This window comes from Rhodothermales bacterium (assembly GCA_041391505.1).
Classification (GTDB): domain Bacteria; phylum Bacteroidota; class Rhodothermia; order Rhodothermales; family JAHQVL01; genus JAWKNW01.
Map to the genome: position 1 here is coordinate 69094 of JAWKNW010000020.1, position 13621 is coordinate 82714.

A 13621-nucleotide genomic window follows, 5' to 3' on the forward strand; every position below is an offset into this window, starting at 1 on the left:
ATGAGCGACACGTCCTTCAAGCAGCGGGAGATGCCCGCGCTCGACAAGATACACATCCTGTTTCTCCTATACTCCGGCGCGCACAACTGCATCAACGCGTTTGCGCGCGCCCACAACATTGTCTTTTTTGTCTTCGTGGTCGTCGGCATCCTGTCCGTCGAACTGATGCTATGGGCGGTCTACAACCACTGGAAGGACGGGCGCCTGATCGGCCCCATGCTCCGGGTGTCGTTGTGGGCCGGCTTTTTCGCGATGTTCTACGCCACCGCCGGCATCCTGGCGCAGGCGCAATCGGGCGGCGCGTCGGACTGGATCCAGCTCTATTACGCCTGGATCCTGCCGACATCGGCGCCGTGCATGTTCGTGTTCGCCTTCCTGATCCAGAGCGTCGACCCGATCACGAACGCCGACCGGGCTGCTGTGGCGCACGAGCATCAGACGCACGTGGAGGAGAAACGCGAGGTGCTGGATCGCAAGCAGCTGGCGCTGGACAACCGCCGCAACATCCGCCGGCTCAAGGCGCACGTCCAGCATCAGCGGATGGACATGCTCTGGAAAGAGTCGATGTCGCGCCGCACCCGCAACCTGCTGCGCAAATCCGGCCGCATCGAGTTGCCGTATCTGCTCAAGTCCATCGGCGTCCCCGTCGAGCGGGCCAACCGGATGAAGACAAACTGGCTGGGGCTGGGTTCGAGTTCGATGCCCCTGCTGTCTATGGGCGGCGACGGCGACGGGCGCATGAAGGATGTCGTCGAGAACGACGGCGGTCTGTTTCCGGACCACGGCGCGCTGGAGATGACGCCCAACGCGAACGCCGTTGAGGTGCGAAAGAGCGGCGGCCGCGCCGATCGCCGCTCCGGAAACGGCAACCGCGTCTGCAAGTGGCACGAATGCGGCGCGCCGCTCACCGGCCGGCGGAAGGACTACTGTTCGGATCGGTGCAAGCAGGCTTCGTATCGGGCGCGGAAGGCGAACGCCGGCGTCTGACATACCCTTGCAAGAGCGCCCGCCGCACGCCTTCGGATTACCGGACCAGCAGCATCGTGCGCACCGCCTGCTCCGTCTCCGTCTGCAGCCTGTACAGATAGACCCCGCTGGGCAAATCGCTCAGATCGACGTCGACCCGGTGGGATCCGGCCGGCTCGAAGCCCTCTACGACCGCGCGAACCCGCTGGCCCAGCTGGTTGAAGATGTCGAGACGGACCGAGCCGGCCCGGGTGGTTACGTAGGCGACCGTGGTTTGCCCGCTGAACGGATTGGGGTAGTTTTGTTCGAGCGCAAAGGCTTCCGGCACGACGCCTTCTTCGTTCGCGACGATTTGCCCCCGCTTCAGCGTCACCGCATACGGCGCACTATAGCTCTGGCCGCGGCCGTCGGTCGCGACGACGCGGTGGTAAAAGGTGAACGAGCTGTCCGCCAGGATGCCGATGGCCCCGAGCACGCGCCCGATCTCTCCCACGGTCGTGTTGTAGCGGTTCGCGGTGCCGACGGGGACATTCATCGGAAGGATGTTGAAGGTCGGCGTCAGCGACAGCTGCCAGTAATAGGTCACCGTCTGTCCGTCGGCGTCGCTCGACTCCGACCAGAACACATCGAAGGGCTCGGCCGGATCGACGGGCGCGCCGTCTCCACCGACGACGATGATTTCGCCGTCCTCGGGATCCACGAGTTCGGGGCGTTCGGGAAGGCTGTTCTGGGCCCAGGTATGCTCGACCTGCGCCACGAGGCCGGCCGCCGAGCCCTTGAGCAGCTGGATCTTGCCGATGTCGGTAACGCCGCCGTCGTCTTCCTGGGGCACACCGACCCCCAGTTCGGCAAACCCATCGGCATTAAAATCGCCGGCGACGAGGCCGCCCCCGCAAAAATCCCCCTGTTCGTTCCGTTCGATCGTGCCGCCGTCGTTCTGCTGCCAGAACCGACTCCCCGCCCCCGACAGGCCGTTCGACGCGCCGGCCAGGATGTACACGCCGCCGGCCTCGGAGACCGCCTGGATCGTCTTCCCCGGGGCGCCGACGGCGAGGTCGAGATACCCGTCGCCGTTATAATCCCCGAGCGCGAGCGCATAGCCGAAGAGATCGCCCGGGCCGGCCGTCGCCCCGAGGGATGCGGTATCCTGATTCCAGTGTTGATCGTTGCCCGCGCTGAGCCCCACCGAGGTGCCATAAAACACCTGGATGCTGCCGGCGGCCAGCGCGCTGCCGGCCTCGAAAGGAATGCCCACCACCAGGTCGTCGCGTCCATCCCGGTCGATGTCGCCCATCACGAGGGTGCGCGCGAATTGCTCGGCGTCGGCCGCGGTGTCTTCGATCCCTTCCGCATCCTGGTGGCTGAACGAAGCGCCGTTCGTGGCCAGACCGCTGCTCTGGCCGTATAGCACCAGCAACGCGCCAGCATCGATCTTCGCCGCCACATCTTCCTCGGGAATCCCGATCGCCAGGTCGGAGAAGCCGTCGCCGTTGAGATCGCCGGCCGCGAGGCTCGCGCCGAACGCGTCACCCCCTTCCGCCGCATCCGGGATGCCGTTGGTATCCTGATGCACGAACTGTCCGCCGGCCGGGTCGAAACCGGATTCGGTGCCGAGGAACACGTGAACGGCGCCGGCGCCCACGACAGAGCCGACGTTTTCGCCGGGCACGCCGATGGCCAGATCGCCAAAGCCGTCGTTATTGAAGTCGCCCGCCGCCAGCGCCGCGCCAAACCGGTCGTTGTTTTCCGCCTGGTCCGGCATGCCCGACAGCGTCTGATTCAGGTACTGGTTTCCTCCCGTCGACAGGCCCCTCGCGCTCCCGAGGAGGATGAGCACACCGCCGGCCTCGTTGATGTCGCCAAACGATTCGCCCGGGACACCGATGGCGAGGTCGTCGTAGCCGTCGTTGTTATAATCCATGGCGGCCAGCGCCGCTCCGAAGGCATCCCCGAGGCCGGCATCGTTTGGAACGCCTTTTTCGTTTTGCGACCAGAACTGCATCTCGGTCTCGGTGAGTCCTGCCGCCGACCCGTAGACGACATGCACGGCGCCGGCATCCGACATGCCGTCCACGTCTTCCTCGGGCACGCCGATCGCGAGATCGGGGAATCCGTCTCCGTTGAAATCGCCCGTCGCCGCGACCTGGCCGAGGCGGTCGTCGCGTTCGGCGGTATCGGAGAGCTGCGCCAGGGACACCCGGGTAACGAAGAGAGCGCCGAAGCAGAGTGCGCCGGCGAGACAATACGAACGGAAGGACATGGGCTTGCAGGACGTGGGCGCGAGATGATGCGCACGTGACAGATTGACGAACGCCGGAGCCATCCCGGATGTGCTGAGACGGCGCAAAGGCGTGAAGCCGCGAGGGGATGTCTTGGACCTGGCTTCGGTTTAGCTATCGTAGCGAACGGCGGTGACACGGAAGGGCTCGGCGGGAATGTCCCCCGGCGCCTTCGGCCCGGGGACTCAAACGACGGCCGCTTCGAGCAACGTGATCTGCCCCGACGCGGCGTCGATCGCGGCCTCCAGGCCCACCGGTACCGTAAACCGGTCGTCGATATGCCCGATCATGGCCCCGCTCCAGGCTGGAATACCGAGGGGTTTGATGTGCTGCTCGAGCACATCCTCCAGCGTGAACGAAGCATATCCGCTGTCCGGCTCGCAGTCCGTACACTTGCCGAAGACGAATCCGGCGAGTTGGTCGAGCACGCCGGCGAGCTTGAGCTGGGTGAGCATCCGGTCGATCCGGTACACGTCTTCGTCGATGTCTTCGACGAACAGGATGCTGCCCTCCCACGCGGGCACAAACGGCGATCCGATGATCGAGGTGAGGACGGTGAGGTTGCCGCCGAGAAGGCGTCCGCGCGCCTGGCCCGGGGTGATGACGTGGACGCGGTCCTTCATCTGCACGAGCGTGTCGTCCTGCCGCGTCGGGTTCGTCATGCGCACGGGTTCCGCCTCGAAGAGCAGGCGCTTGAGGTAGTCGGTGCTGTAGGTATTCCAGCGGCTGTTGCCGTTGGGTCCGTGGAACGCGACCAGCCCGGTCCGCGCCTGGATCGCGAGGAGCAGCGCGGTGATGTCGCTATAGCCCAGAAAGATCTTTGGATGCGTCCGGATCAGCTCGAAATCCAGATAGGGCAGCGTGCGTCCCGATCCCCATCCGCCGGCGAGCGCGAAGATGGCGTCGACCTCCGGATCGGCGAACATCGCGTTGATGTCGGCAGCGCGGTCTTCGTCGCGGCCGGCGAGATACCCCCAGCGATCCAGCATGTGCGCGCCAGCCTTCATCTTGAGGCCGAGCACCTCGATCACCTCCTGGAGGATCTCGATCTGCACCCGGTGATACGTCACGCCGGCGGGGCTGACGATGCCGACCGTGTCGCCTGGACGCAATCGGTTCGGTTTGATGGTCGGGCGGGTTTCGGGCATGAGGGGGCTCGTGGCCAGCGCCGGCGCGGCAAGGGCAGCCGAACCGCCGGCGGCCAGGAAGGCTCTTCGTGAGAGGGACATGCTCTAGCCGTTGGTTCAGGTGGTGCGGGTCCTGCCGGTCCGCTGTGCGGCGGTTTCCGAGGCCGGGGCATCGGGCGTATCGAGGCGTACGGCGGGTTCTGCGGACTCCGAGCGGGCGGCCACGGCCGTGCCCGCGGCGCGTTCCAGCGCGCGCCGGGCCACTTCTTCCATCTGCCGGCGCCGCGTTCGCGCCCAGCGGGGCAGCTGGACCATCGGAACCGACATCGAAGCCAGGCCGGCGGCCAGGAAAAAGGTCATCCCCGAAATCAGGCCCGCCTGTTTGATCTCGGGCATGATACCGGTCATCCACAGCAAAAAGAAAATCGCGCCCATGATGAACGCAAAAACCGCCATCGAAAAGCCGGCGCGGGCATTGCCCTTGGTCGTGCGCATCCGCAGACGCCACCCCGCGTCGCTCGGCTCAACCGCCACGCGGAGGTTGCCGTTCGACCAGGTCCGCAGCGCGCCTTCCTCCCGGATGCGCCCCTGCGCCTCGAACGTGTCGCGCAGATCGGCCACCATCCTGCCCCACGCTTCATCGCTCATGGGCCCGGGCAGATCCGCGGTGTAGCCCACGCTCAGCGGCAGGCCAAGCAGCGATTCCCGAACGACCGAGCCTTCAGGCCGATCTAGATGGGCAGCCGCTCGCGCGATGAATTCGGGCGTGATGCCGGACTCGGCCCCGATGGCCTGCAACTCGGCAAGGGTGAGCCCTTCCGGCGACCCCGATTTGCTACGCGCCGTCTCCTGGGCGCGCGCGGCCTCCTCGAAGATGGCCGCGATTTCCTTTTCGCTGTAGCGTCGGTCTTCGTGCATGTGGCGTGATGGTTCGAGGGTGCGGACTATCGGGCGATGGTCATCGTGCGGGTCTGGCTCGTACCGCCGGCATCCAGCCGGTAAAAATACGTGCCGCTGGGTAGCGATACGCGTTCGAACGGCGCGAGATGCACGCCGGCCGCCTGGACGCCATCCACCAGCACGGCCCGCAGGCGGCCGAGGATGTCGTACACCTCCAGCTTGACGGGACCGGCTTCGGGCAGCACGTAGCGAATCAAGGTGGCGTCGCGAACCGGATTCGGGTAGTTCTGATCCAGCAGGACGCCGGTCTGTGCGTCATCGTCCCCCCTCTCGACGCCGGTGTATACGGCGTTAAAAGGCAACGCCGGCAGCGCCGGCAGGTCGAACGCCACATCCTGTCCGCCGTTGGCGATGAGCACGACCGTCTCGAACGGATCGAGGGTGAGGTCGAACCCATCGAGCGCGTCGTCCACGAACGACGTCCCGCCGAAGAGGTCATGGTACACGACCGGTCCGTCGGTGGTCAGAGCCACGGCCGCCGTCGGGTTGAGGGTCACCGTCCGCGCCTCGCTCGAAAAGTTGATCGCCACGACCGCGTTTTCGTCGAGATAGGGTCGAACGAAGCTGTAGACCGCGTTGGCGGTGGACAGCGTCGTGATGTCCTGGGTCGAGAAGGCCGGAAACTGCGTGCGCGCATGCGCCAGCTGCTGGTGGAACCGGGCGAACGATCCGTTCAGCGCGGTCTGCCAGCTCACCGAGACGCGGCGCTCGTCGCCGGCGACGTTGCCGAAGTTCACCTCCTGGCCCTGGTAGATCATGGGGATGCCCGTCGTGGTCAGCAAAAATCCCGTGAGCGGCAGGATGCGGAGCGGGTTGCCGGCGATCACGTCCGACTTCGCGATCCGCTGCTCGTCGTGATTCTCCAGGAAGCGGAAATAGCGCGCATGCGGACCCGGCCAGAAGTCGCCGTTCCGGGCCTGGTTGTCGTAGTTCGCGATGTCCGGATAGGTGCCGCGGATGGCGTTGAAGTAGAAATTCCAGTCGTAGCCGGCGTCGATCCCTCCCTCGACCGGGGTGCCGTTGTCATCGTCGGCGTAATAGACCTCGGTGGAGAACCCGGTGCCGGCGATCTCGCCGAGCAGCCAGGCGTCGGGGCGGATGCGTTTCATGAGGGTGCGGATGGGCCGGCCGAAGCGCTCCGGTCCGTACCGCCGCCAGGGCCCCCAGTAGACGTCGAAGCGCCATCCGTCGATGTCGAATTCTTCGACCCAATGCGCGAGGATATCGAGAAACTCGGCCTGGAGGTCGTCGTCGTCCCAGTTCAGGTTGGCGAGGTCGCCGAAGCCGTCGTATTTGCGGTAGAGGTTGGCGCCGCCGGATGCCTGCCAGACCTCCGGCAGGTTCGGCCCCCGGCCGTCGAGGCCCCGGTTGTGATCGCTGGGCTCCACCTGGATGTAGGAGCCCGGCGGCGTGCCGCTGCCCCCTTGCTTGAGCGCATCCACCCACGGATGGGCCGGCGACGCGTGGTTCGGCGTGATGTCCAGGATGACCTTGAGCCCCAGTTCGTGCGCCCGGGCGACGAGCCGCTTGAAGTCGTCGTTCGTGCCCAGCTTCGGGTCAACGTTGTAGAAATCAATGATATTATAGCCCCCAGAAATCGGGTCCATAAACTGGTTGTTCATCACGGGCATGAACCAGAGCGTCGTGAACCCCATCTGCGCGATATAGTCGAGTTCCTCCGCGATCTGGTTGAATCGCTGGCCGGGGTTGGCTTCCGTGCCCGTCGCCTGGGGCCCGAAGCTGAGCGGGAAGATCTCGTAGACGACGGCACGATCGACCCACGCCGGCGTCTCGTCATAGGCCATCTCGCGGGCCGTCCCATCCTCTTCAACAATAACAGCTATTCGACGAAGCACCCCCTCGGGGTCTCCCCCGCCCATTGACCGCGCCTCGAGATAAATTTCGCCCGCGCCGGCGGTGCCGGACGCCGACAGGCCGGCGAACGAGACGCCGTCGACCGGCGCCGTGGTGGCGAGGCTGTCGATCGACCATTCGACCGCCAGGTCGGCCGGCGCGTTATCCGTCGGGGTGAGCAGCACCTGCCAGGCGCCGCCCGCGCCCTGCACATCGGCATCGACGTACACGCGATCCAGCGGGTGCAGCCGGCGCGTCAACCGGAGCGTGTCGGATGCAAACGTCTCGCCGTCGACCACGGCCTCCAGCACGAGGGCATTTTCGCCGAGCGCGAGCGCCACGTCGGGCATGGCCACGCCGGCGGCAACCTCCACCGATTGCGGGATGTCGTTGACGTACAGCGTCGCCCCCGTCACCGTCGAGTCGATGCGGCCATCCTGCCGGGCGATCAGCGCGCGGGGAGTTACGGATTCGCGCACGGTGCGGAAGGCCGTCGTCGACCACGAGACGGGCCGCTGCAGGGCGCCGATTTCCAGCGAATCCTGCCGTCCGATCACGTCGCGGATGCGGATCTTGAACTGGGAGCCGGCTTTCACGAGCGCCGGCAGGTCATACCGGAAGACGCCCGTCTCCGCGTTGTAATACGGCATCCCGTCCCGCGCCACGCCGTTGATCCAGAAGTCGATGGCCGCGAGGGGTTGCGAGCCGAAGACGCCGGCGGATACCGCGTCGATCAGCCCGTCGGCATCTCCTTCGGTCGCCGGCTGGAAGACCATCGGGTCGGAGACGGTGACGACCGAATTGTTGTTCTCGGCCGGATTGAAGCGCGGATTGAGGGGATCGGTGATCCAGGCGTAGTCGGTGCCGGCGTCGTTGCGATGGATGTGCACCTTGTACTGGTACGTCTGGCCGACCTGGAGCGGCGTCGTATAGATCCACTGCCCCAGCGAGTCGACAAACGTCATCAGCGACGCCGCATTCGTGGCGATCGCCCCGTTCGCATTCGGCCCCCAGTTGTTGAACTCGCCCGGCACGAAGGCGCGCACGATGCCGTCCGCCGGCGTGCCGAGATACCGGAACGTGACGTCGACGGACTGCGCCCGCGCGCCCAGCGGAAGCGCCAGCAGCGCCAGGATGGCAAAAAAAGCCGAATGAATCCGGTTCATGATGTATCTGCGTTGACGCCGAAGGGCATCGGCGTTTGTGGACAGGTTTACGCTGGAACACGATATCCCGGCGCCACCGGTTGGTCACCGCATGACGATCGATCGTGTCCCAATCGTGGCGCCCGCACGCCATCGAATCAGGTATAATCCGGCAGGTAATCCAGCACGGGGCCATACGAGCCGATGCGATCCGGCCGGCAGGATACCAAAGGATTCCAAACGGACACGCCGGCCGAGCAGGTCAACGAGTTCTACCCGAACGTCGCCAGGCACATTGAGGGTGAACACGAGCGTAGCCGATTCCCTCATCGGATTCGGATATACCGACAGCTCCGTTCCAGGCGCCGGCGCCGGCTCCAGACCGACGTTTACCGCCCCGTCCTGAACCAGGGTCCAGCGCGTAGCGATGGGCAGATCCGTCAGTATCTGCCGCTCCCCGCCCGGCCAGAACACCTCGAGCGTGTCGAGGCGCGCCGCGCCGGCGAGGCCGATCTGCAACACGCCGGAGGATTGCGAGCAATAGCTGCTCCCGCCGTCGACGGTCCGATACCGGGCTACGCCGCCGGCCACGGCTCGGATCCGCGCGCCGACCGCCGACCGGTTCGCGCTGACGCCTTCCAGGCGGAGGGCGACGTAGTTGCCGGCGGCCGTTTCGTTGAGCAGCAGCCGGTTCTGGCCCGATTCGTCGGCCAGAAAGAGATCGACCCGGCCGTCGTTGTTGAAGTCTCCGGCGGCGACGCCGTACGTGTCGGTCGTCATCGCGGCGCCGGCGTCGGCGGCGACATCTACAAAGACGCCGTCCCTGTTTTCATACAGAAAACTCGCGCGGCCATCGAACGAGGACGTATTCGCCAGAAAGAGGTCCTGGTCGCCGTCGTTATCGAAATCGGCGAACACGACGCCCCAGGACATGCCATTGCGACCCGCGCCGGCCGCCGCGGTGACCTCCTCAAAGGTGCCGTCGCCGCGGTTCCGGAAGAGGTTGCCCTGGTCGATATTGGTGACATACACATCCGGCCAGCCGTCGTTGTCGTAGTCGCCCCAGGCGACCCCCATTGAACTGCGGTCGACGGCGAGGCCGGCGGAGGCAGTGACTTCGGTGAAGGGTGGAAAGCCGGTTGTTTGCCGGTAAAGCCGCGACGTCAGGTTGCCGTCGTGCACGGCGAAGAGGTCGAGCCGGCCGTCACGGTCGTAATCGATCCAGGTGGCCTGCATGGCCCGCGAAAAACTGATGCCGGCCATGTTGGCGCTGGCGGATCGGTCCTCGAAGCGGATGCCGGGCTGGCCGGCGTTGCGGTACAGGCGGTCGATGGACTCGCGTGTGGCCACGAAAAGGTCGAGCCAGCCGTCGTTATCGTAATCGCCGAGCGTGGCGGAGCCCACCACGGCGAGGGAATCGATGCCGCTGGAGGCGGTGACATCGGTGAAGGTACCGTCGCCGTTGTTGGCGAAGAGCCGGCTCGTGTCGCCGGTGTAGGAGCGGACGCCGACGAAGAGGTCGGGGTCCCCGTCGTTGTCGAAGTCGCCCCAGAGCGGGTTGACGGCGTCGCCCGCGACGCGGACGCCGGCGCGGAGCGTCATCGGCTCGAACACGCCGGCGCCGAGATTTTTGAAGAGCGTCGAGCGGCCCTGGGAGGCCGCGAGGTACACATCGTCCCATCCATCCCCATCGTAGTCCGCCACGGCCACGCCATGGCCGCCTCCGGCCGTCGCGACGCCGGCCTCGAACGAGGCGTCACGAAAGCGGATGCCCTGGGCCTGGATCGCCGAAACGACGATCAGACTGAAGACGATATGGAGGGATAGTGCGCGCATAAAAAGAAAACGGGGCGGCCAGGGTTGCCGGCCGCCCCGCACACTATGTCTTCTCGACCGTAGACGCCGGTTTGCCGGCGTTGGAGCGGAGAGACCTCCTCTTGAATGGCTGTGCCAGACTGAGGGAGGCCCCTCCGCTACGCCGCGCAAAACGCGGCTCCGGTCGGGATGACAATCTGTTTACTTCAACAACACCATCTTACGCGTGATGGTGGTACCGGAGGCCTGGAGGCGGTACAGGTACATACCGCTGGCGAGGTCCTGCGCGTCGAAGCCGACGCGGTAGCTCGCGGCCGGCTGGACGGAGTCAACCAGCGTCGCCACGAGACGGCCCGTGAGGTCGAACACCTGCAGCTTCACATGCTCGGTAGCCGTGACGCTGTACTCGATCGTGGTGACCGGGTTGAAGGGGTTCGGGTAGTTGGCTTCGAGGGCGATCTTCGACGGCAGTTCGCCGTCGATGCGCTCGACGCCGGTAGCGACCGGGTTGGCTTCGAACGGCAGCACGCCCGAGACGAGGTAGACTTCCTCGGGGAAGGTCCACTCCGTCGGCCAGGAGCCATCGGCGTTCGGGGCGATGTACCGCGTACGCCGGCGGCCGGCGTCATTGAAGCCGCCGCCCTGTTCGGAGGTATAGGTCTGGCCGCCGCCATACGAGTACTTGTACTGGATGGCGCCGAAGGTCGGCCCGTTGACCATGATCGAGCCGGTATAGAGACCGTCCTGATCGTCGTCCGTCAGGTTGATGGCCGTCGCGGTCGCCGGGAAGTTGCCGTCGGCATCGCGCGGCAGGCCCTGCGAGAACGCCCAGATCGGGTCGCCAAACTCGACCGTGACCGAGTCCGTGCCGGGCACGAACGGGGCGGCGTCATTGACGAGCGCGGAGTCCATCCGGACCTGGAAGGTCAGCTGGATCGCGTTACCGTCCGGGATGATGTTGCCCGGGAGCACGTCGTTGAAGAACTGCAGCCCGATGTCCTGTTCGGCGCCCGAGCCGAGGAAGGTGAAGCTGCGGTTCGCGCCCGTGGTCGAGATCGGTTCTTCCCAGCCGTTCGGCGGGGTTTCGCCAAAGGCGGTCTGGAACGTCTCGTCGTTGAAGTTGATGAAGTACTTGTAGGCAAACGCGGTATTCTGGAACGCCGTCACCGTAAAGGCGCCTTCGAAGAAGTCCTCACCCGGTACGCGCTGCATCTGGCAGATCGCGACGTTGGAGCAGCTCCAGTTGTTGAACTCCCCGCGCACTTCGAGCGAGTCGCCGCGGCCGCGGTCGTAGATGCCGATCGCTTCGAGCGGCGTCATGTCGACGGCGAAGAGCAGCGTCGAGGAGACGCGCTCGGCGCCGGAGGCCGGCGTCGAGTTGCTGAAGTACGTCCAGTGCAGCGTCGTGTCGCTGGCCGGCACCGTGAAGTAGCGGTTGCCGCTCGGATCTTCGGACACGTCGCCTTCCCAGCCCACGACGGTGCTGCCGGCGGTTTCGTCGTAGTCCTCGAACACGAACTTGTAGAACTGCTTCGAGCCAACCAGCGAGGCCGGGTAATACGCCACGCCCGAGAACAGGTGCTGGCCCGGCTTGTTGTCGTCGGTCGATTCCTGCGCGAGCTGCAGCGTAGCGCCCCAGTCGAGCGGACCCGTCGTCGTGAAGTCATCGCCGCGGACGCCGACGACGAGGCTGTCGCTCGTGACGTCGTAGTTGGCGTTGACGGCCGCTTCGGTGTTCATGTAGACGCGGAACCATACGGCCACCGTGTCTTCCTTGCTCTCGAACGGACGCCAGTCGTACGCCTTGTCGTCGCCCTTCTCGAAGAAGTGGAGCGTCAGGGTCGTATCGTTGGCGCCGGCGGCCAGCTCATGGTTGCCGCCGTCTTCCCAGCCGCCAATTCCCGAGCCGCCGTTTTCCGCCTGGTCGGAGTAGAATTTGAACGCCATGTTGGAGGTATCGGCCAGCTGGAAGCTGACCTCCCAGTAGTCGCCGCCGACATTCATCGGTTCGAGCGTGGAGGCATCGCCCCACGCAATGATGTTGTCGTCAGGCAGCGTGGTCGCCATATCGACCCCATCGAGGGCGCCGCGAACCTGGATCAGGCTCTCGATGCTCGTGGTGTCGGGCAGCGACGCCGTGTTGAGCCGCAGCGTAACCGTACGCTGCGCCGCGGCCGTCTGGGTGATGCCTGCTGCCAGAAGCAACAGCACCAGCCACCGACCACATGTCTTCGTAAGTGATTGCATGGATATGGGATGGTTTGGTTGTGGTTAGGGATTGGCCAGACGCGGCATGCCGCGTTTGCCGTTCAAGGTTGGAGGTTCAATGTTTAAGGCAGGCGATGGCATCAGCCGACCTTGAACCTTGAACCTGAAACCCTGAACCTTAAGCCGCCCCAGCGGCTTAAAACTGCAGCGCAAAGGTAAACCGGTTAACGCCGGCGAAATACTCCTGGGTTTCAAACGCATAATCCAGCGCGAAACGCAGTCCGCCGAAACCGTATCGGAGGCCGCCGCCGGCGGTGAACGAGCGCAGGGCGTCGTCGAGCAGGAGCTCGCTGTAGCCGCCGCGCAGCATCACCAGATTGCCGAACAACCCCAGTTCGGCGCCCAGGTTTACATACTGCTCGCTGTTGTTCGGGTTGAGGGCATCCACGGCCAGCGTGAGCCGGCTGTTTTCGTTCTCGAACACCTCGCCGGCCAAGCCGATCCGCATCGTGAGCGGCAGGTCGTACGGGTCGGTCTTCAGGAGCGCGCGGTTGCTCTCGTTGTTGCCTTCGTTGTTCGGGTCGATGTCGACGACGATCAGCAGGTCGTCGCCGGACAGCTGCATCTTGCTGCCGAAGTTGGTGATCGACGCGCCGAGCCGGATGCCCCGGAACGGCGTGGTGAACAGGGTGCCGATATCCAGCGCCACCCCGCTCGCCGACGAATTCCAGATGCGCTCGTTGATGACCTTGACCGATCCGCCCACCGAAAACCGGTCGGTGAGGTTGCGCGCGTAGCTGAGCGCGAGCGCGTACGAGCCGGCGGTGAAGGTTTCCCCGGTGCCGTTCTGCTGCTCGACCGTCGTCACCTCCATGTCGGGCGTCCGCATGGACGTCAGTCCGATGCCGATCGCGCCGTTCCCCATCGGAACGGAGACGGAGAGGAAGTTGAAGTCGAGGCCGGCGAGCCAGTCGGCATACTCGAGCGTCACGGCGCCCTGGCGCATGCCGGCGAGGCCGGCGGGATTCCAGTAGATCGACGTCGCGTCGTCCACCGATGCGGTAATGGCATTACCCATGGCCGTGGCGCGGGCCCCTACCGGGATGCTCAAAAAATCAGCCGCCGTGGTCCCGCGCTTGGTAACGGCCCGGGTGAGGCTTTCGAACTGCGCGTGGGCCGGCGCCGCTCCGAGGCAGAGCAGCAGGGCGAGCGCAAGGCATGATCGGGTAGCTGGCATTGGTTTCTTGTGTTGGGGCGGACGGCGGTC

The 13621-nt window shown here is 65.5% G+C and carries 8 protein-coding genes; 1 reads left to right on the forward strand and 7 read right to left on the reverse strand.

Annotated elements, in window-relative coordinates:
• Nucleotides 1-987: a hypothetical protein gene (locus R2834_17390; GenBank protein ID MEZ4702112.1), complete on the forward strand. Its 987-nt coding sequence runs from the start codon at nt 1-3 to the stop codon at nt 985-987.
• Nucleotides 988-1024: 37 nt separating this feature from the next.
• Here R2834_17390 and R2834_17395 read toward each other — a convergent pair whose 3' ends face one another.
• From R2834_17395 to R2834_17425, 7 genes are all read right to left on the reverse strand, one after another.
• A complete protein-coding gene (locus R2834_17395; protein MEZ4702113.1) occupies nt 1025-3226 on the reverse strand; it encodes an FG-GAP-like repeat-containing protein in 2202 nt (733 codons plus the stop codon).
• Nucleotides 3227-3430: 204 nt separating this feature from the next.
• Entirely contained in the window at nt 3431-4474 is a 1044-nt protein-coding gene (locus tag R2834_17400) for an LD-carboxypeptidase (protein ID MEZ4702114.1), read from the reverse strand.
• Nucleotides 4475-4489: 15 nt separating this feature from the next.
• A complete protein-coding gene (locus R2834_17405; protein ID MEZ4702115.1) occupies nt 4490-5290 on the reverse strand; it encodes a hypothetical protein in 801 nt (266 codons plus the stop codon).
• 26 nt (nt 5291-5316) lie between these two features.
• Nucleotides 5317-8352, reverse strand: coding sequence for an alpha-amylase family glycosyl hydrolase (locus R2834_17410; GenBank protein ID MEZ4702116.1), 3036 nt, complete (start codon nt 8350-8352; stop codon nt 5317-5319).
• 84 nt (nt 8353-8436) lie between these two features.
• Nucleotides 8437-10167, reverse strand: coding sequence for an FG-GAP-like repeat-containing protein (locus R2834_17415; protein MEZ4702117.1), 1731 nt, complete (start codon nt 10165-10167; stop codon nt 8437-8439).
• A gap of 180 nt (nt 10168-10347) precedes the next feature.
• On the reverse strand, nt 10348-12393 hold the full coding sequence (locus tag R2834_17420) for a T9SS type A sorting domain-containing protein (protein MEZ4702118.1): 2046 nt from the start codon (nt 12391-12393) through the stop codon (nt 10348-10350).
• A gap of 157 nt (nt 12394-12550) precedes the next feature.
• Complete coding sequence (locus R2834_17425; GenBank protein ID MEZ4702119.1) at nt 12551-13591, reverse strand: PorV/PorQ family protein; 1041 nt, start codon at nt 13589-13591, stop codon at nt 12551-12553.
• Between the last annotated feature and the right edge of the window lie 30 nt (nt 13592-13621).

Bases quoted from the DNA above. Each gene is read 5' to 3' on its own strand.
- R2834_17425 (MEZ4702119.1), bottom strand. From the start codon at position 13,591: ATGCCAGCTACCCGATCATGCCTTGCGCTCGCCCTGCTGCTCTGCCTC.
- R2834_17410 (MEZ4702116.1), bottom strand. From the start codon at position 8,352: ATGAACCGGATTCATTCGGCTTTTTTTGCCATCCTGGCGCTGCTGGCG.
- R2834_17420 (MEZ4702118.1), bottom strand. From the start codon at position 12,393: ATGCAATCACTTACGAAGACATGTGGTCGGTGGCTGGTGCTGTTGCTT.
- R2834_17395 (MEZ4702113.1), bottom strand. From the start codon at position 3,226: ATGTCCTTCCGTTCGTATTGTCTCGCCGGCGCACTCTGCTTCGGCGCT.
- R2834_17405 (MEZ4702115.1), bottom strand. From the start codon at position 5,290: ATGCACGAAGACCGACGCTACAGCGAAAAGGAAATCGCGGCCATCTTC.
- R2834_17390 (MEZ4702112.1), top strand. From the start codon at position 1: ATGAGCGACACGTCCTTCAAGCAGCGGGAGATGCCCGCGCTCGACAAG.
- R2834_17400 (MEZ4702114.1), bottom strand. From the start codon at position 4,474: ATGTCCCTCTCACGAAGAGCCTTCCTGGCCGCCGGCGGTTCGGCTGCC.
- R2834_17415 (MEZ4702117.1), bottom strand. From the start codon at position 10,167: ATGCGCGCACTATCCCTCCATATCGTCTTCAGTCTGATCGTCGTTTCG.